This window comes from Nonomuraea insulae (genome assembly GCF_042656245.1).
The window spans coordinates 541,429-559,546 of sequence record NZ_JBHSPA010000045.1; the positions used below are offsets into that span (position 1 = coordinate 541,429).

Annotated in this window: 17 protein-coding genes and 4 tRNA genes; 9 read left to right on the forward strand and 12 right to left on the reverse strand. The window is 70.3% G+C overall.

Features of this window, described 5'->3' with window-relative positions; genetic code table 11:
* Nucleotides 1-22 precede the first annotated feature (22 nt).
* Together ACFPZ3_RS36865 and ACFPZ3_RS36870 are read right to left on the reverse strand one after the other, a co-directional pair.
* A complete protein-coding gene (locus ACFPZ3_RS36865; protein WP_379519029.1) occupies nt 23-1,441 on the reverse strand; it encodes an NAD(P)/FAD-dependent oxidoreductase in 1,419 nt (472 codons plus the stop codon).
* A 72-nt stretch (nt 1,442-1,513) separates the two neighbouring features.
* On the reverse strand, nt 1,514-2,407 hold the full coding sequence (locus tag ACFPZ3_RS36870) for an SDR family oxidoreductase (protein ID WP_379518952.1): 894 nt from the start codon (nt 2,405-2,407) through the stop codon (nt 1,514-1,516).
* Nucleotides 2,408-2,494: 87 nt separating this feature from the next.
* On the opposite strand from ACFPZ3_RS36870, the gene ACFPZ3_RS36875 reads away from it, so the two are divergent.
* Complete coding sequence (locus ACFPZ3_RS36875; protein ID WP_379518953.1) at nt 2,495-4,261, forward strand: thiamine pyrophosphate-dependent enzyme; 1,767 nt, start codon at nt 2,495-2,497, stop codon at nt 4,259-4,261.
* 77 nt (nt 4,262-4,338) lie between these two features.
* Here ACFPZ3_RS36875 and ACFPZ3_RS36880 read toward each other — a convergent pair whose 3' ends face one another.
* Nucleotides 4,339-5,082: an IclR family transcriptional regulator gene (locus tag ACFPZ3_RS36880; protein ID WP_379518954.1), complete on the reverse strand. Its 744-nt coding sequence runs from the start codon at nt 5,080-5,082 to the stop codon at nt 4,339-4,341.
* A 79-nt stretch (nt 5,083-5,161) separates the two neighbouring features.
* Between ACFPZ3_RS36880 and ACFPZ3_RS36885 the strand changes: the two genes are divergently transcribed.
* The gene (locus tag ACFPZ3_RS36885; RefSeq protein WP_379518955.1) at nt 5,162-6,319 is read left to right on the forward strand and encodes a 4-hydroxybenzoate 3-monooxygenase; all 1,158 of its coding nucleotides are present in this window, start codon (nt 5,162-5,164) and stop codon (nt 6,317-6,319) included.
* A gap of 27 nt (nt 6,320-6,346) precedes the next feature.
* Nucleotides 6,347-6,658, forward strand: coding sequence for a DUF6401 family natural product biosynthesis protein (locus ACFPZ3_RS36890; protein WP_379518956.1), 312 nt, complete (start codon nt 6,347-6,349; stop codon nt 6,656-6,658).
* A gap of 98 nt (nt 6,659-6,756) precedes the next feature.
* On the opposite strand, the gene ACFPZ3_RS36895 is transcribed toward ACFPZ3_RS36890, so the two are convergent.
* Complete coding sequence (locus ACFPZ3_RS36895) at nt 6,757-7,545, reverse strand: mechanosensitive ion channel family protein (RefSeq protein WP_379518957.1); 789 nt, start codon at nt 7,543-7,545, stop codon at nt 6,757-6,759.
* A 136-nt stretch (nt 7,546-7,681) separates the two neighbouring features.
* Here ACFPZ3_RS36895 and ACFPZ3_RS36900 point away from each other — a divergent pair, with 136 nt between their 5' ends.
* A complete protein-coding gene (locus ACFPZ3_RS36900; protein WP_379518958.1) occupies nt 7,682-8,065 on the forward strand; it encodes a VOC family protein in 384 nt (127 codons plus the stop codon).
* A 2-nt stretch (nt 8,066-8,067) separates the two neighbouring features.
* On the opposite strand, the gene ACFPZ3_RS36905 is transcribed toward ACFPZ3_RS36900, so the two are convergent.
* Complete coding sequence (locus ACFPZ3_RS36905) at nt 8,068-10,176, reverse strand: AAA family ATPase (protein WP_379518959.1); 2,109 nt, start codon at nt 10,174-10,176, stop codon at nt 8,068-8,070.
* Nucleotides 10,177-10,706: 530 nt separating this feature from the next.
* Between ACFPZ3_RS36905 and ACFPZ3_RS36910 the strand changes: the two genes are divergently transcribed.
* The gene (locus ACFPZ3_RS36910) at nt 10,707-11,333 is read left to right on the forward strand and encodes a GNAT family N-acetyltransferase (RefSeq protein WP_379518960.1); all 627 of its coding nucleotides are present in this window, start codon (nt 10,707-10,709) and stop codon (nt 11,331-11,333) included.
* On the opposite strand, the gene ACFPZ3_RS36915 is transcribed toward ACFPZ3_RS36910, so the two are convergent.
* The gene (locus ACFPZ3_RS36915; RefSeq protein WP_379518961.1) at nt 11,330-11,860 is read right to left on the reverse strand and encodes a hypothetical protein; all 531 of its coding nucleotides are present in this window, start codon (nt 11,858-11,860) and stop codon (nt 11,330-11,332) included. The genes ACFPZ3_RS36910 and ACFPZ3_RS36915 overlap by 4 nt on opposite strands.
* Nucleotides 11,861-12,088: 228 nt before the next feature.
* On the opposite strand from ACFPZ3_RS36915, the gene ACFPZ3_RS36920 reads away from it, so the two are divergent.
* The gene (locus ACFPZ3_RS36920; RefSeq protein ID WP_379518962.1) at nt 12,089-12,601 is read left to right on the forward strand and encodes a S24/S26 family peptidase; all 513 of its coding nucleotides are present in this window, start codon (nt 12,089-12,091) and stop codon (nt 12,599-12,601) included.
* A 356-nt stretch (nt 12,602-12,957) separates the two neighbouring features.
* Here the strand turns inward: ACFPZ3_RS36920 and ACFPZ3_RS36925 are convergent.
* From ACFPZ3_RS36925 to ACFPZ3_RS36950, 6 genes are all read right to left on the reverse strand, one after another.
* Nucleotides 12,958-13,029: transfer RNA gene (locus tag ACFPZ3_RS36925), tRNA-Val, on the reverse strand.
* A 19-nt stretch (nt 13,030-13,048) separates the two neighbouring features.
* Nucleotides 13,049-13,120, reverse strand: a tRNA-Gly gene (locus tag ACFPZ3_RS36930).
* A gap of 50 nt (nt 13,121-13,170) precedes the next feature.
* Nucleotides 13,171-13,241: transfer RNA gene (locus ACFPZ3_RS36935), tRNA-Cys, on the reverse strand.
* A gap of 15 nt (nt 13,242-13,256) precedes the next feature.
* Nucleotides 13,257-13,328, reverse strand: a tRNA-Gly gene (locus tag ACFPZ3_RS36940).
* Between the two features lie 93 nt (nt 13,329-13,421).
* On the reverse strand, nt 13,422-15,503 hold the full coding sequence (locus ACFPZ3_RS36945; protein ID WP_379518963.1) for an N-acetylmuramoyl-L-alanine amidase: 2,082 nt from the start codon (nt 15,501-15,503) through the stop codon (nt 13,422-13,424).
* 64 nt (nt 15,504-15,567) lie between these two features.
* A complete protein-coding gene (locus ACFPZ3_RS36950; RefSeq protein WP_379518964.1) occupies nt 15,568-16,176 on the reverse strand; it encodes a TetR/AcrR family transcriptional regulator in 609 nt (202 codons plus the stop codon).
* 58 nt (nt 16,177-16,234) lie between these two features.
* Here ACFPZ3_RS36950 and ACFPZ3_RS36955 point away from each other — a divergent pair, with 58 nt between their 5' ends.
* From ACFPZ3_RS36955 to ACFPZ3_RS36965, 3 genes are all read left to right on the forward strand, one after another.
* A complete protein-coding gene (locus ACFPZ3_RS36955; RefSeq protein ID WP_379518965.1) occupies nt 16,235-17,041 on the forward strand; it encodes an ABC transporter ATP-binding protein in 807 nt (268 codons plus the stop codon).
* Nucleotides 17,031-17,771, forward strand: coding sequence for an ABC transporter permease (locus ACFPZ3_RS36960; RefSeq protein WP_379518966.1), 741 nt, complete (start codon nt 17,031-17,033; stop codon nt 17,769-17,771). Before ACFPZ3_RS36955 ends, ACFPZ3_RS36960 begins: the two co-directional genes overlap by 11 nt.
* A 69-nt stretch (nt 17,772-17,840) precedes the next feature.
* Nucleotides 17,841-18,116: a hypothetical protein gene (locus ACFPZ3_RS36965; protein ID WP_379518967.1), complete on the forward strand. Its 276-nt coding sequence runs from the start codon at nt 17,841-17,843 to the stop codon at nt 18,114-18,116.
* Nucleotides 18,117-18,118 lie beyond the last annotated feature (2 nt).

Sequence of the window (18,118 nt, forward strand, 5' to 3'; positions counted from 1 at the left end):
TCCCTCCTGAGCGCTCCTCCGGTCAGCGGCCCGAGATCAGGTTCGCCAGGTGGGCGTAGGCGGACGTCGTCGTGCCGCGTTCGTTCTCGTGCCGGTCGGCGGCCCTGAACAGGGCGTAGATGAGCTGGACCCCGGCCCACCGCAGCGGCTCCGGCTCCCACTGACGGACCTGACGCCCCACCCACGGCAGCCCCGTCAGGGGCGTGTCCTGCCGCAGGACCAGGTCGCGCAGGGTGCGGCCGGCGAGGTTCGTCGTGGTGACGCCGCTGCCGACATAGCCGCCGGCCCAGCCCAAGCCGGTGGCGTGGTCGAGGTGGACCGTCGAGCACCAGTCACGGGGCACGCCGAGCACGCCGCACCAGGCGTGCTGGATGCGCGCGTCGGCCGCGGCCGGGAAGAGCTTGACCAGCATGCGCCACAGCAGGGCGACCGTCGCCGGCTGGGTGGCGCCCAGGACATCGGTACGCGACCCGAACCGGTACGGCACCCCCCGCCCGCCGATCGCGATCCGGTCGTCGGCCGTCCGCTGCGTGTAGACGTAAGCGTGCGCCTCGTCCTCCAGCAGCTCGTTGCCCTGCCAGCCGATGTGCTTCCACACGTCGGAGGGGAGCGGCTCTGTGACGATCATGGAGCTGTTCATCGGCAGCCACTGGCGGTGCTGGCCGGCCAGAGTGGCGGTGAAGCCCTCGGTGGCGCGGATGACGTAGTCGGCCGAGACGACGCCGCGCGTGGTCACGGCAGCCGCCCTCCCGCTCTCCCCGCGGGGCCGGATCTCGGTCACCGTCGTGTCCTCGAAGATGTCCACGCCCAGCCGTTCCACCGTCGCCGCCAGCCCGACGGCCAGCTTGGCGGGCTGGATGCGGGCGCAGTGCGGTGAGTACGACGCCTCCAGCGCCCCCGCCACCTGCAGCCGCTCGCGCTGCTCGTCGCGGTCCAGCAACCGCAGGTCGCCCTCCCCGTACCCCCACGTGCGCAGGTCGGCGACCCCCGCGCGCAGGCGCCGCCGCTGGGCCGGGTTGGTGGCGACGTGGATCAGCCCGCCCTTGTGCACGTCGGCGTCGATGCCCTCCTCGCGGGCCACGGCGATGACCTCGTCCACGGACGCGAACATGGCGCGCTGGAGGTCGATCATGGACTGCCGCCCGCGCGCCTTGGCGTGCCTCTTGCGGGACCCGGCGAACTCGGCCGACAACCACCCGCCGTTGCGCCCCGACGCCCCGAACCCGGCGAACTCCTTCTCCAGGATCGCGATCCGCAGGCCGGGTTCGGCCCGCTTCAGGTAGTAAGCGGTCCACAGGCCGGTGTAGCCGCCGCCGACGATGGCGACGTCGTAGTCACGCGGCCCGGGCAGCGCCGGCCGCCGCGCGGGCCGGCCGATCTGCCGGTACCAGAAGGAGACGCCGCCGTTGGCGAAGTCCTTGGTCAGCGGAATGCCTTTCATCACCGAACACATTGTCTAGTAACAGGTCAGGAACCAACAAGTCGGCGAAGTGTAATGAAAGCGGGCTCCCGGCTAGCTTCGTGTCGGGCGCTCGTACCCCTCGTCGCCCCCGTATACGCGCAGGTCAGGATCCTGCTCCGGCTGGGTGGCCGGGCTGGTGGGGGAGGCGGTGTGCTCGGAGGCGAAGTCGTCCGACAGGACCGGTGGCGGCGGCAGCAGGTAGTCGTGCCAGGTGATCCCGCCCTTGGGCAGGGCGTCCGTGGTCAGGTCGCCGGCGCGCTGGGCCGCGTACAGACGGCCGGGATAGCGTACGGGCACGCGGAGGCGGCGCAGGCCGGAGGCGCGCAACCACGTCGTGACCAGCTCCTCGGTGCCGATCACCTGGGGGCCGCCGAACTCGATCTCCCGATGCTCGGGTCCGGCGCTCAGCAGCGCCGCCACGCGCGTGGCGACCTCGCCCGTGTGCACCGGCTGCCAGGGCAGCGAGCGGTCCACGGGCAGCGCGGGGAGCGCGGCGAAGTCGCCGAGCCTGCGCCGCAGCCACTGGTGGAACGTGGTGGCGCGGAGGATCGTCCAGTCCAGGCCGCTCTCCGCCACCAGGCGCTCGGCCTCCAGCTTGTGCCTGAGGTGGCCGTAGGCGGCGCGGTCGGCGCCGACCATCGAGGTGAGCAGCACATGCGGCGCCCCGGCCTGGCGGGCCAGGATGAGCAGCGTCCTGGTGCCGGGCACGTCCACGGCGCCGCGTCCCCTGCGGCCGCTGGTGGCCAGGTGGGCGATCGCGTCCACGCCGCGTACGGCCTCTTTGACGCCGTTGCCCGAGATGAGGTCGCCCCACATCCACTCGACGTTCCCGCTGCCGTCCCTCTTGGTACGGCTCAGCGCCCGCACCTCGTGACCCGCCTTGAGCAGGGCGGGAACGAGTGCGCCGCCGAGCGTGCCGGTGGCTCCCGTGACCAGAATGCGCATGCCGGGTCCCTACCCGCGAAATTCCAGAAATGTCAATGAATCTCGTACCGGCGTCTGCCCGCGGCAGAGCGGGGTAGAGCGGCTCACATGGCTCGAATCGCATCGGAAACTCTGATCGAACGGCTCGTGGCGTGGGGCGTCGACACCGTCTTCGGCCTGCCCGGCGACGGCATCAACGGCATCATGGAAGGGCTGCGGCGGCACCGTGACCGGGTGCGATTCGTCCTCGTCCACCACGAGGAGGCCGCGGCCTTCATGGCGACCGGCTACGCCAAGGCCACCGGGCGGATCGGCGTGTGCCTGGCCACCTCGGGGCCCGGCGGCATCCACCTGCTCAACGGCCTCTACGACGCCAAGCTCGACCACGTGCCCGTGCTGGCCATCACGGGTATGCAGGAGACGTCCGTGCTGGGCACCGGCTACCAGCAGGAGGTGCACCTGGACAAGCTGTTCGCGGACGTCGCCGAGTACAACATGATGATCACCAACCCGACGCAGTTGCCCTCGCTGGTGGACCTGGCGATCAGGACCTCCTACGCGCGGCGCGGGGTCTCCCACCTCACGTTGCCCAATGACATCCAGGTGGCGGAGGCGGGGGCGGACCCGTACAGGCACGTGGCGCCCGCTCGCGCGCCCCAGACCGCGCCCGTCTACCTGCCGTCGTCCGGCCTGCCCCGGCAGGAGGACGTCGAGTGGGCGGCCGAGGTGCTCAACCGGGCCGAGCGGCCCGCCATGCTGGTCGGGCAGGGGGCGCTGCACGCCAGGCGGGAGGTGCTGGCGGTGGCGGAGGCGCTCGGTGCGCCCGTGGTCAAGACGCTGCCGGGCAAGGCGGTCGTGCCGGACGACTCCCCGTACACGACGGGCGGGCTCGGGCTGCTCGGCACGCGGCCGAGCGAGGAGCTGATGGACGACGCCGACGTGTTGTTCATGGTGGGCACGAACTTCCCGTACTCGAAGTTCCTGCCGGAGGTGCGTGACACGCGGGTGGTGCAGTTCGAGGCGGATCCGACCAGGGCGGGGGCGCGGATCGCGACGGACGTGCCGGTGGTGTGCGACGCGAAGGAGGGGCTGCAGGCGCTGCTGCCGCTGCTGGCTCGCCGGGACGACAACGCCCATCTGGCGAAATATCAGAAGATGATGGCCAAGTGGCGCTCCGATATGGACGCACTGGAGAACGCGGACAGGGACCCCATCGCCCCGCAGTACGCCGTGTCCGTCCTCGACGAGCTCGCCTCCGACGACGCCATCCTGACCTGCGACAGCGGCACCATCGCCACCTGGGCGGCCCGGCACTGGACGATCCGCGGCGAGCGCGAGTTCTACCTGTCGGGGACGCTGGCCTCGATGGCGCCGGGGCTGCCGTACGCGATCGGCATGCAGCACGCCTTCCCGGGCCGTCAGGTCATCGCGTACGTCGGCGACGGCGGCTTCTCGATGCTGATGGCCGAGTTCCTCACCGCAGTGCAGCAAGAGCTGCCGATCAAGGTGGTCGTCAACAACAACAACTCGCTCGGCCAGATCCTCTGGGAGCAGATGGTGCTCGGCTACCCGGAGTACGGCGTGCGCTACGCCGCGCCCGAGGCCGACTTCTCGGCGTGGGCCAGGTCGTGCGGCGGTTTCGGAGCCAAGGTCACCAAGTCGGGCGACGTGGCCCCGGCGTTGCGGCAGGCACTCTCCCACGACGGGCCGGCGCTGGTGGACGTGGACGTCAACCCGAACGAGCCGCCCATGCCCGGCAAGGTCTCCTACGACCAGGCGAAGAGCTTCGCGCAGGCGTTCCTCAAGGGGCAGCCGCACAAGGCCGCCATCGCCACCACGCTGTTCAAGGACCGCATCCAGAAGCTGGGGGACTGACCTCTCAGAGCGCCCCTGGAGATCCCGGCGGCGCCGCTCAGCGGCTCACAGCCGCCGGGCGATCCCGGCGGTGGCGCTCAGAGCCCCCTGGCGATCCCGGCGGCGGCGCTCAGCAGTGGCTCGACCAGCCGGGGCAGCTCGCGGGAGCGCCGCGAGGAGACCACGACGCCCAGCGCCGCCACCGGCCGCCCGTCCACCAGGATCGGCGCCGCCGCCGAGCACGAGCCGAGCGTCATCTCCTCGTACGTGAGCGCATGCCCCTGGCTCCGCACCGCCGCCAGCTCCCTGGCCAGCCGTCCCGGCTCGGTGATCGTGTGCGGGGTGGGGCGTTCGAGCTTGCGTGCCAGGTACGACGTGACGAACCAGTCCGGCTCGTAGGCCAGCAGCGCCTTGCCCACCCCCGTCGGATGCATCGGCAGCCGTCCGCCGATCCTGGACACGATGGGCACCGCCCGCCTGCCGTACACCTTGTCCACGTACAGCACCTCGAGTCCGTCCCTCACCGCGAGGTGCACGTTCTCACCCGTGGAGCCGAACAGCTCCTGCAACCACGGGTGCGCCAGCTCCCGCAGCCGGTGCGGCGCGAGCTGGCCCAGCTCCCACAGCCGCAGCCCCACCCGCAGCCGCCCGTCGGGGGTACGGCTCAGCGCCTGCCACTCCTCCAGCTCGCCGACCAGCCGGTGCGCCGTGCTCAGCGGCAGCCCGCTCCGCCCGGCCAGCTCGGTCAGCGTGAGCTGCGGATGCGCCGCGTCGAACGCGCCCAGGATGGCCAGCACCTTGGACGTCACGGAGCGCCCCGGCTCCCGCGAACCGCCTGACATACGACAATCCTGCACAAATCTTCCGCCCAGTGGAAGGTGCCTATCGGCTAAATAACCCTCAAAGCAGGATGCTTCACCCATGCGAACTCAGGTCGGGATCATCGGGGCTGGCCCCGCTGGTCTGCTTCTGTCCCACTTGCTCCACCTGCGCGGCATCTCCTCCGTGGTGCTGGAGAAACGCGGCAGAGAGTACGTCGAGCGCCGCGTCCGGGCCGGGGTGCTGGAGCAGGGCACGGTGGACACCCTGGTCGAGGCCGGCGTCGGCGAGCGCATGTTGCGCGAGGGGCTGCCGCACCACGGCATCGAGCTCAGGTACGGCGGCGCGGGCCACCGCATCCCCTTCGAGAAGCTCGTGCCCGGCCGGGCCATCACCGTGTACGGGCAGCAGGAGGTGGTCAAGGACCTGATCGCGGCCAGGCTGGCGGCGGGCGGCGACGTGCGGTTCGAGGTCGAGGACGTGGCCGTGCACTCCCTGGAGTCCGAGCCGTACCTGACGTTCGGCGGCGAGCGGCTCGACTGCGACGTGATCGCGGGCTGCGACGGCTTCCACGGGGTGTCCCGGCCGTCCATCCCGGAGGGCGTTCTGAGCGTCTTCGAGCGCGAATATCCTTTCGCCTGGCTCGGCATCCTGGCCCGGGTGGCGCCGTCCTCCGAAGAGCTGATCTACACCAGGACCGAGCGCGGCTTCGCCCTGCACAGCATGCGCTCACCCACCGTCAGCCGCTTCTACCTGCAGGTTCCCGCCGACGCCCGGCTGGAGGACTGGCCCGGCGAGCGCATCTGGGCCGAGCTGAAGGCCCGGCTGGAGACCGTGCCCGGCTTCACGCTGGCCACCGGCGAGATCACGGAGCGGGGCATCACGCCGATGCGGGCCTTCGTGGCCGAGCCGATGCAGTACGGGCGGCTCTACCTGGCCGGGGACGCCGCCCACATCGTCCCGCCCACCGGCGCCAAGGGCCTCAACCTGGCCGTCGCCGACGTCCGCGTGCTCACCGACGCGCTGGTCGCCTACTTCCTGGACGGCTCGGCCGAACTGCTCGACGGGTATTCGCAAGCCTGCCTGAAGCGGGTGTGGCGGGCGCAGCACTTCTCGTGGTGGATGACGACGCTGCTGCACACGTTCGAGGAGGACGACCCGTACGCGCGGCGGTTGCAACTGTCGTACCTGGACTACGTGACCTCCTCCGAGGCGGCCGCCACGACGCTGGCCGAGAACTACGTGGGACTGGGCCGCTGACCTTGGGAGATGCTTTAAGGTTAGTTGGTGGTCTTCGAGGAGGGATGGGCGGCTTCGCCCCTGCGCTGGCTGATGAACGCACTGGGCGACGCCCAGCTCGCCCGCATGGGCGGGGACCCAGGACTGGTCGCGGCGGTCGACCAGCACGCGGCCGTGCTGCGTGATGCGATCCCGCTGAATCGGGAGACGCTGGGCGACTACCTGCTGGGCTTCCTCGACGAGCTCCGGCACCGCGGCTGGGCCTTCACCGGCGAGCCTGACGCGCCGTCCCTCCGGCTGACGGCGGTGTGCTGGCTCACCCGCGAACTCGGCCTCCTGGAAGACGGCCACCCCGCCTGACACCTCACCCGCCTTTCTCGACGCGCACGGCGACCAGCCGGTCGGCACGCGCGTCCCGGGCGGGCCGGGTGGCCCGCCCGGGGCAGGGCGCGGAAGGGTCAGCCCGGAGGCAGGTCCGAGCGGGTCGCCCCACCACCCTGGGTCGTCCGCATCGGTTCCGTTTCGTCCGCCATCGACCGAGCGTCCTCACGCCCCCGCTGGTACGCCTCCGCATGCGCCCTGGCAGCCGGCGCCTCCTGCTCGATCCGGCCCAGCCACCGCTCCCAGCGCTGCTGCATCGGCCGGATGAGCCCGCCCCCGAAACCGATCGCCGCGATCGCCCCGATGGTGGCGAGCACCGTGACCAGCACCGGCGTCGTGACCGTCGTGGCCACACCGATCTGGTTGAGCGCCGCGATGATGCCCAGCGCCCAGATGAACACCGAGGCCGCGGTGGCCAGCCAGCGCCCGTACGACAGCCCGCCGAGCGCCCCCGCCAAGATGTCCCTGACAGCCTTGGCCACGGCCCCGGCAACCACGATGATCACGATGGCCACGAGGGCCTTGGGCAGCCACGAGACCACTCCGGCCAGCAACGCCGAGACCGGATTGGGTCCGAAGACGTTGAAGGCTATCTGCAGGGTGATCAGCAGGATCGCATAGAAGACGATCTTGGCGATCAAGCTGCTGGCGTCGTACTTGCTGCGTGCCAGCCAGCGCCGCACACCGCTGCGCTCAGCCGCCCGGTCGAAGCCGACCCGCTCGAGCACCTTGTCGACGATCTTCTCGAGCGCCTTGGCGATGAGCCACCCGATGATGAGCACCACCACGAAGCCGATCAGCTTCGGGACGAACGTCGCTATATTCCGCCAGGCGTCCGAAATGCCTTGGCCTATGTTGATGTCCACGGTTTCCTCCTCCGAGGAGCCAATGCATCGGCGCTACCCGGACGGAAACGGTATATACACGCAGCGCAACCAAAAGTTCGCACAAGGCGACATATCTCCCATCCGGCACACCTGGCGGCGCACTAAGGTACGTGTCGTGCATCGCAGCCGTGTTTACGCCCTCCTGATCGACACCCCGACCTCCGAAGCAGCGCAGGCGGCGGCCTTCTGGGCGGCGGCGCTGGGCGCCACCGCCCGCCCCCTTCCGTCCGAGAAGCAGTTCACCACCCTGCACGACGCCATGCCGGGCCTGGTCGTGGCCGTCCAGGCGATCGACGACGACGCCGCGCGCTTCCACCTGGACATCGAGACCGACGACGTGGAAGCCGAGACCCAGCGCCTGCTCGCCCTCGGCGCGAAAGAGGTGTCGCGCTGGCAGGAGTGCCGCATCCTGCGCGTCCCCGGCGGGCAGCTGATGTGCGTGCTGCCCGTGGAGACGGACCGCGCGGTGTTCGAGGCAGAGGCCAGGACCTGGCCCTGACCTCACGTCGCGGGATAGGCCGCTCGGCGCTGGTACACCAGACGGGTCGGGGCCGGGGTGGTGGCGTAGAGGGTCTCGCGGGTCAGGGCGTTCGCGAACTCGTACGCACTACCGCACACCACCAGCAACCCCCTGCCGAGCGCCCGCTCACAGTGGCCGGCCACCTCCTGCGGCGGCAGGTCGAGCACCTTGCCCAGCACCACGGGATCGAACGCCCCGTTCAGCACACTCGCCGCCCGCAACACCCGCCGCGCCTGCTCATCCAGGCCCCGCAGCCGCGCGAGCACGATGACCCGCACCTCCTCGGGCACGCGCTCGCCGGCTCGTGACCCGTCCAGCAGGGCGGCGACGAGTTGGGGCTGGCCCTGCGTGCGCAGGAACACCTCCTCGGCCAGTCCAGGGCCGCCCGCCAGCTCCCGCACCGCCGCGCGCGTCAACGGTCCGGGCCGGAGCACCTCCGACACCCCGCGCAGGGCGTCGGCCACCCCGTACTCGCTGGTGAGCGTCGTGGCGAGGACCAGCAGCCGGACCTCGGAAACGCGCCTGGCCAGGTAGTGCACGAGCTCCACGGTGGCCGGGCCGGCGGCGTGCAGGTCGTCCAGCACCAGGAGCACCGGCTCACGGGCGGCCAGCGCGCGCGTGAACGCGGCCACGGCCTCGAAGGCGTACCGGCGTTCCATGGCTTGCCCCTGCTCCAGCGACCTCAGCGCCGGCGCCCAGCCGCCGACCAGGTCGCGCAGCGCCTCCTCCGGCAGGTGGGTGAGGCGCGGTCGCAGCGCGTCCACGAACGGCTGCAGGAACAGCGCCCGCTCGATCTCGTGGCAGCGCGCCCGCAGGACGATCCCGCCCGTCGCGACCGCCATCCGCTCCGCCTCCGCGGCCAGCCGCGACTTGCCGATCCCCGCCTCCCCGGCGACCAGCAGCACCCCGGTACGCCCCGACACGGCCCGCGCCCACGCACCCGAGATCCGCGCCACCTCCTCGGCCCGCCCGACGAGCACAGGCCTCGCCACGGTCACCAGCGAACCCAGCCCGGGGGCGACCCGCCATCCGGATACGTCCGCCAAAGCCGCTCTCCGTCCCGGCTCTCTCCGCAGCGCGCCCGTCTCTCCGCGATCCTCCGGCAGCGCGGCGGTCTCTCCGCGATCCTCCGGCGGTGCGCCCGTCTTTCGACGGTCCTCCGGCGGTGCGCCCGTCTTTCGACGGTCCTCCGGCGGTGCGGCAGTCTCTCGACGGTCCTCCGGCGATGCGGCTGCCTCTCCGCGATCCTCCGGCAGCGCGACCCTCCATCCGGCTTCGTCCCGAAGGGCGGCTTTTCTTCCCAGGCCGCCCATGGCGGATGGCTCGGTCACCGGCTCCTCGCGCAGGACGGCCACGTGTACGGCCCGGGTCTCGGCGGCCGGGTCCGTGCCCAGTTCCGCCACCAGCCGGCGCCGCAACTCCTCGTACACCAGCAGCGCCTTCGCCGGCTCTCCCGCCGCCGCGTGCGCCCGCATCAGCAACCGGTACGCCACTTCGTCGAACGGATCGGTCAGGATCGCCGCTTCCGCCGCCCGCCGCGCCCTGGCGAAATCGGCGCCGTGCAGTCCCGCCGAGGCGGCCACGTGCCGCGCCCGCCGTACCAGTCCCGCCGCCTCGTCCCTGGCCGCCGCCACCCACGGCGTGTCCGGCTCGCCCGCCAGCACCACCCCGTCGTGCAGCAGCTCCAGCGCCCGCCCGGCCGCCGTCCCCGCCGGCGCCGGATCCCCGGCGCCCAGACATCGCTCGGCCTCGTCGACCAGCCCCGCCGCCAGGTCCAGATCGACCCGTACGCCGGGCGCCCCGCCCAGCCGGTATCCGTCCCGGCCGCCGGTCACGATCCCGGCCCCCAGCGCTCCGCGTAACCTGCTGACCAGCGTCGCGACGTTCTGCACCGGTCGCTTCGGCGCGCCGTACGGCCATAACTCCTCGGCGACGCGATCGGCGGCCAGCAGCGCGTCCCGCTCGGCCGCGAGCAGCTTCAGCACCGTCCGCGCCTTGCCCCCGACCGCCCCCCGCGGGTACGGAACCCCGTTCCGCTCGATCGTGAAGGCCCCGGCCAGCCTGATGACTACCCCATTGGCATCGGTCATATCTCCCCCGGCATCGGCCCCTTGTCTTGTTGGCGTGACACGCACGTTCCATGGCCGTTCCATGGCGATGGCACGGAACTCAGCGACGTAGTTCCCCTGCCAGCGCAAGGAACGCCGGCGCGCCCACGATCACCCGCACGAGGCTGTCCCGGACCTCCCGCGACCGCCCCCGTTCCACGACCCCCGTTCCACCCACGACCCCCGTTCCACGAGGGCCACCGCCTCGGCCAGGGCGTCCAACGTCCTGTCGTCGTGGGCGGGCTGTCCGACCGACTCGTCTCCCCACCGCGTACGCCGGAACGACCGCGTCAGCTTGTCCTGTTCACCGGCGAAGCGATCCCACACCCACCCGTCGAGGGAAACGTTCGTGACGGCCTTGCGCGGCAGGTCGGCGTCCCAGGCCGGGTCCTTCCACCAGCGTGCTGGGCCGCGAGCGGCCGTCGAGTTTCCTGGTGGCTCATCCGGCGATAACCGCCTTGACCGTCGAGTTCGGCGTCGGCGAGGATAATCGTCGCCATGGGAGATATTCGATGAGTTTCGCGCTCGACGGGCCTGTGCTGGAAGGCTCACTCGTCCGCCTTGAGCCGTTGGGCCACCAGCACGCGCGTGATCTGGCCATGGCCGCGGAGGAGGACCGGAGCCCGTACACCTTCACCTGGGTCCCGAGGTCGGCCGAGGTCGGCGACTACATCGACGCGCAACTCGAGCGGGCGGCGACGGGCAGGCTGGCGCCGTACGCGCAGGTGGCCAGGGCGTCGGGGCGGGCGGTCGGGGTCACGGCCTTCTGGGATCCGCGCCTGTGGCCCGGGGGAGAACGTTTGTGCGCGGTCGAGGTCGGTTTCACCTGGCTGGCGAAATCGGCCCAGGGCACGGGGCTGAATACCGAGGCGAAACTCCTGCTGTTCGGCCACGCGTTCGAGGTATGGGACGTCGCCAGGGTCGATCTGAAGACGGACGCCCGCAACGGCCGCTCCCGCGCCGCGATCGAGAAGGTCGGCGCGCGATTTGAAGGCGTGCTCCGTAGTTGGTCGCAGTCGTGGGCGCCGGGGGAGGACGGCCGGTTGCGCGACTCCGCGATATTCTCGATCATCGCGGAAGAGTGGCCGCAATGCCGCGCGATGCTGGCGGCCCGGCTGGGCCTGGGCGCGACGCGTTAGAAGAGATAGTTGCTTTTGACGATCACAAATACCAGACAAACCGCCAGCCCCAAGAGCCCGCCGAGTGCCTGGAACCAGATGATGCCGCGCCGCGTCCTGCCGTAGAACAGCAGATCACCTTGGCGGAAGATCCCTGCGCTGATCAATAAACCTATCGACAGAACGCCGGTCAGAACCAGGCCGGCCCGCATCGCTCCTACGTACTCGGTTACGGATCCGCCGAATATCTCCATTTTGGACTCGGTGTCGAGGTAGGTCGTCTGAATGCTCGGCACGATCACCCCCCACCACGCCGCCACCCATGCGAAACCACCGGCCTCCGGAGGCTCGCCGTTGCCTTGCGCCTGGTCCCAGTGAGGTTGCCGCCAGGGGAGGGCGCTCGGCCTCTGCGTCTCCGGCCTCCTCACGTGAGCCGCCGCAGCGTCGTTCCTGCGAAACTCGCGCTCCGCGCGGGCGTGGGCTTTCCATTGGAAATAGAGCGCAGGCGCGCCGAGCACCAGCGTCACGATGAGAGCGGCCAGTTCCATGGCTCTGACGATGGGCCCGCAAAGGGCATCACGCAAGCGGCGGACCGCGGTAAATCGGGCACCCCGCGCTGGTGTCGCGCTAGTGCCGCGCTAACACGGAGCAGAAACATATCCCGGCATGGCTCTAGTGGTGGTGGCCTGCCAGGTCTCGCTCGCCGTGTCGGCTTTCACGAAACCGCGTAGCCGCGCGGCGCCGCGGCGCGCGTTCAGGGCCGGCGGATTCTCGTGGTGACCGCCTCGATCCTGCTCGCCGCCGGGTGCGCTGTGGTTGTTCTCCTCGCGCTGATCGCGTGGCTGCGCCGGGCGTACTCGATCATTCGTGTGGACGGCTACAGCATGGCGCCCACTCTGGCCGACGGCGACCGGCTCCTGGCCCGGCGCGTGGCCCCGTCGGCTCTGCGGAACGGCCATATCGCCGTGGTGCTCAGCCCGCTGCCGATGGGCGGCCGGTTCCTCATCAAGCGCATCGCCGCGTTGCCCGGCGATCCTGTCCCCCCGCCCGTGCGGCCACTCGTCCCCGATGCCCGTGTACCCGACGGACAACTCATCCTGATCGGCGACAACACCGACGCCAGCTTCGACTCCCGCGACCACGGCTATTTCCCCGTCGCCGACATCTACGCCATCACCATTCGAAAGCTGAACCGGCCTGGGACCCCCAGCAGAATGGAGAGCGAGCCAGTAGAAGAATTTTTGCGACAGAAATCGAATGGCACCATAGAAAGGGAACAAACGAAGTGATGCGATCCATCGGTAATATCGGCGATCGTCTTCTGGCGCTGGTCGTTCCAGAGCACCGCGCCGCGGCGGACGAGTGCTCCACCGAAACCCGCTGCAGCTCGACCGTCTGTGTCCCCGGGCGATCGGTCAGGAGGCAGATCAGGACCGTCTGCCGGCTGGCCGGCGTCGGGCCGTGGCGGAACACGACCAGTTGCTGCGCCCTCTGATCTGAGCTCCGACAGGCGAGTGAGGTGCTCTTCGAGCTGGGCGGAATCGCCCGCTCCAAGGGCACCTCGTGCGGAACGGGGAAACAACAAGAAGCCCCAGGCTCCTGGCGTGCGCCATGAGCTGGGGCTGGGTTTCTTGCGATGGAGCGGTGGACGATACTGGGATTGAACCAGTGACCTCTTCCGTGTCAGGGAAGCGCTCTCCCGCTGAGCTAATCGTCCGTATTGAGTTGGCACTCAGAGCGGAAGACGGGATTCGAACCCGCGACCCTCACCTTGGCAAGGTGATGCTCTACCACTGAGCCACTTCCGCATTGCGTCGCACTTTACTTTACCGGATCCCGGAGGGTCCGCCGGTCATCGAGGTGGAGACGGGATTTGAACCCGTGTAGACGGCTTTGCAGGCCGCTGCCTCGCCTCTCGGCCACTCCACCAGGAGTTGTGCTCCGAGCGGAAGACGGGATTCGAACCCGCGACCCTCACCTTGGCAAGGTGATGCTCTACCACTGAGCCACTTCCGCGTGAATCTTCCGGCCACATGTGCCGGGTCACGGGAAAACCATATCGCCTCCCGAGAGTGCACGCGCGCACTGTGCGGCCGGTGCGGACGAAAATCAGCTGATCATCCGGACGTCCTTGGCCATCACGAACATCACCCGGTGCCCGAGCTGGATCTGGTGGTAACGGGTCGTGCCGGTCGTGGTGACGTGCCTGGACGGGCTGAAGGCGTTGGCGGCGTAGTAGGAGCCGGTGATCGTGTCGCCCACCGTGTACGTCTGGCCGGGGGCGATCTTGTACTTGAGCGGTGTCAGGCTCTGGTATGCGGCGCTCTTGTAGGCCGGTTTCTCCGGGTACGCCCGCCCGTACACCTTCACGTTCCCCGACAGCGGCGTCACCGTCGGGCCCTTGGCCGGGATGGCGGTCGGGTTCGAGGCAGGGTTGCGGAACCACGCCTTCTGCCCGAGGTACCAGATCGCCGTCCAGTCTCCCTGCCTGCCCGCGACGGCGTAGCGCTGGCCGGTCGAGGCGCGGGCGCTGTGGTCGTACACGCTGTACGTGCTGGGCTTGCCCGGATGTTTGCCCATGTCGCTGACCAGGGGAGCGGTGTCGCTGGGCTCCTTGTGCAGCCACACGGTGGCGGCCCCGTGCGCGGGACAGGGCTGCTCCGGCTTGGTGGTCTGGCAGCCGGTGAAGCGGGGCTTGTTGCCGGCGTACGAGGGGTTGATGATGACCGAACTGCCGTCCTTGACGGCCTTGAAGGGCCTGTTCATGAGGTCGAAGTAGTGGCCCCAGTCCCAGTACGGGCCGGGATCCTCATGCATGCCGGCGACCGTCTGCGGGGTCGTCCCCGGTACGTTGTCGTGGCCGAGGATGTGGGCCCGGTTGAGGGGGATGTGGTGTTTGTCGGCCAGGAACTTGACGAGCCTGGCCGATGACCGGTACATCGCCTCGGTGTACCAGGTGCCCCCCTTGGCCAGGTAGCCCTCGTGCTCGATGCCGATCGAACGGGTGTTGACGTCCCAGTTGCCCGCGTGCCAGGCGATGTCATTCGTCGGCACGTGCTGGGCGACATGTCCGTCGCGGGAGCGGATCGTGTAGTGCCAGCTCACGTACTTCGGGTTGCGGACCAGCGCGGGGATGCCCTGGTAGGCGCCCTCGGTGTCGTGGATGACGATGTAGTCGATCGAGCGGGTACGCGCCAGATGGTCGTGGTTGCCGTAGTCGCGGTTCTTCTTCTTGCCGAAGCGTTTGTAGGCGGCGGGCATCCATTCGCAGGTGAGCGAGGAAGGACACTCCGCCCGCCCCGCCGCCTGCCCCTTCGGCCCGGCCTCCCACGCGATCGAGGGCACGGCGTCGGTGTCCGTCTGATCGTCCATGGCGTCGGCCTGCTCGTTCGTGGTGGGCTGGACGTCAGGGTCGGCCTGCGTGACCGCCTCCGCCTGCTCGCCGTCGGGCCGGGCGTCCGGATCGGCCTGGGCGCTCTCCTCCGCCTGCTCGCCTTCGTTCGCGACGGGCAGATCCGATACGGGATCGAGCCGCACCTCCTGCCCATCGTCCGTACGCCGCTGCGCCCCCTCCCGCATCACCGAGAACACCTCGTCCGCGAACGCCCGGGAAGCCACCGGATCCTCCGTACCCGCGTACCGCGCGACGGCCCCGTGCCAGTCGGCCGGTACGGAGCTGGGACGGTCCTGGTAGGAGGCGAGGAGGGCGGCGCCGGCGCGGATGTTGGCGGCCGGGTCGTCCCGCAGCCGGGCGGCCGCCACGCCGCTCAACCGGCCGGCCTCGGGGAGCGTCGTCCGGGGCGCCGACGCCGACGTGCGCAGCGCCGACCGGGAAAGGACCTCGGTGAGTGAACGGGACATCGGCCGGGCGTCGTCTCCCCGTGGATCCCCGAGCGCGTCGTAGAACCCGGTGCGGGTGTCGGCGGGGAAGGCGTCCACCAGGTGCATCGGCCCGTAGCCGCCCGCCGTGCTCGGCCGCCCCCCGTTCGCGTCCCACCGCGACTCCAGGTAGGAGACCCCGAGCAGCACGCTCTCCGGCACCCCGTACTCACGGGCGGCCGCGGCGAAGTCGGCCTGCCGCCCGGAGGCGCCCGGCACGGAGGGCGGCACAGGGGGCGCCTGATGCCCGGGAACGACGGACGGCGCTGTGAGGGTGCCGGCGGCCAGGGCTGCGGCGAGCCAGAGGTGCATGAACATCTCCCCAGGAATGTCACGATACGACTACTCACCGTAACCATTCCCAGAAAGGGATGTGTCAGACGGGTCGGATGATACGCATGAGATCCGCTAGATCCGCTGCGAACTCGGCATCCCAGTCATCGGCCGTCAGATGCCCCGCCAGCCGCCGATGTGCCGGAGCATCGCCTCCTCGCCGCACCCGCGACTCGTTCGATGCGGCGGAGAAGCGCCCGTTCGACTCCGAGATCGCGAACCCGATCACGAACGTGCTCACCAGCCGCTCGATCCTGGGCACGTCCGCCTCCGGCACCCCGGCGTCGAGCAGCGCCTGGTAGACCAGGTCCACCACGCCCACCCCGTCGGAGGTCACCGAGGCCCGGAAGAGCAGCAGCGGGAAGACCGACGGATGCTCCCGGGCGACGCGGCGGGTCGCCCACGCGATCGCGGACAGCCGCTCCTCCCAGGTCCGCCCGGGATCCGAGGGGGCCAGCTCGGTCAGCAGGCGCCCCACCAGGCCGTCGAGCAGCTCATCCTTGTTGCGGAAATATCCGTAGAGCGCCATGGGCGTCACCCCGACCCGCTGCGCCACGGCCCGCATGGACAGGCTGTCGAGCCCGCGCTCGTCGGCGATGGCGAGCGCCGCGTCGAGGATCTCCGGCTGCCGGGAGGTCTTGAGTTTCCGCACGGGCTGAGTCTACAGTGTAGAGCAGTCTACATCGTAGACTGACAAGGAGCTGATCGTCATGCTGATAGCGGACGGCCTGATCAAGCGGTACGGCGACGTCACCGCGCTGGACGGCTTCGACCTGCGGGTGGCGCCGGGAGAGGTCGCGGGCCTGGTCGGGCACAACGGCGCGGGCAAGACGACGTTCTTCGAGATCGCGGCGAAACTGACCGCGCCGGATGCCGGCCAGGTCCGGATCGAAGGTGACGTGGGGATGGCGCCACAACAACTGGCGCTCTACCCCAGCGTCACCGTACGGGAGACACTGCGGCTCTTCGGCGGCCTCGCCGGTCTGCGGGGCAGGGCGCTGACCAGGGCCATCGAGACGACGGCTGAGGAGCTGGCGCTCACGGGGGTGCTCGACCGGCGGGTGGGCGTGTTGTCCGGCGGCCAGCAGCGCCGTACCCAGGCCGCCACCGCCCTTCTCCCCAGCCCCGGCGTGCTGCTCCTCGACGAGCCCACGGCGGGCGCCGACCCCGAGACGCGCGCCGCGCTGCTGGCGGCCGTGCGGCGCCGGGCCGACGGCGGCGCGACCGTCGTCTACTGCACCCACTACCTGCCGGAGCTGACCGAGCTGGCGGCCACGATCGCCGTCGCCAGGAACGGCCGGGTGATCGCCAGGGGCACCGGCGCCGAGCTGCTCAAGGACCTGCCGGGGGAGGTGCGGATCACCGTGGAGGGCGAGCCGGAGATCGCCGTGGCCACCACCGACCCCACCGCCACCCTGGCCGCCCTGCTGCGCGACCTCGACCGCCCGGTGCGCGGCATCGACATCCGCCAGCCGTCCCTCGACGACCTCTACAGGGAGTTGTCCCATGTCAGGTGAGTCGTTACGCCGGATCGCCGTGCTGGCCGGGCACAACGTGCTGCTGCGCAGGCGCGATCCGGCCCACTTCGTCAGCTACCTCGTCATGCCGATGGTGCTCATGCTCATCTTCAAGGGCATGCTCGGGGAGGCCACCCAGGCGGTCACGGGCCTGCTGGTGATGTTCTCGGTGTTGTCGATGGCCGACGTCGCCACCGCCTCCCTCACCGAACGCACCTGGCACACCTGGGAGCGCCTCCGGGCGACCAGGGCCAGGATCCCCGAGATCCTGATCGGCAAGGCGCTGCCCGTCTTCGGCGTGCTCGTCGTCCAGCAGGCCGTGCTGCTCGTCTTCGGCGTGCTCGCGGTCGGCATGCGCCCCGCGGGGCCGCTCTGGCCGCTGGCGCTGGCCGTGGTGGCGTGGTGCTTCGCCCTGCTCTGCGTGGGTACGGCCATCGCCGCTGTCGTACGCAGCCAGGGAGAGCTCAGCACCCTGTGCAACATCGCCGCCCTGTCGGTCAGCGCGCTGGGCGGGGCGCTGGTGCCGTACGCGCTGATGCCGTCCTGGGCGCAGGCCGTCGCGCCGATCTCGCCCGGCTACTGGGCGACCACCATGTTGCAGGCCGCCGTGAGGGGCGACGTCGCGGGCACGGCGGGCCCCGCGGCGGTGCTCGCGGGGCTCGGACTGGTCGCCGGAGCCTTCGCCTGCTGGCGATTCGGCAGGGGTTGGAGCCGTACTGTCGCGCTGTAGCGTTAATTCCTGCCCGATATCGGGCAGGATATTGGCGTGTCTCGTTCCAGAGCCGTAGTGTCCTCGTCTGTGTCCACGGCACGGCATCCGTACGAAGATCTCATCACGCACCTCACGAGGACGAGCCCGCTCGGCCCCGGCGAGGCGGCCCGCGTGGTCGCCGACGTGCTGTCGTACTTCTCAGAGTCCGTCGAGGAGTTCGTCAACCGGCGTCACGGCGAGCTGAAAGCGCGCGGCTTCACCAACGACGAGATCTTCCCCCGGATCGCCGGCGAATTACGGAACCGCCGGGTCGCGGCGCCGGAGCTGTCCCTGCGGCAGCTACGCAGGATCGTTTACGGATAAGA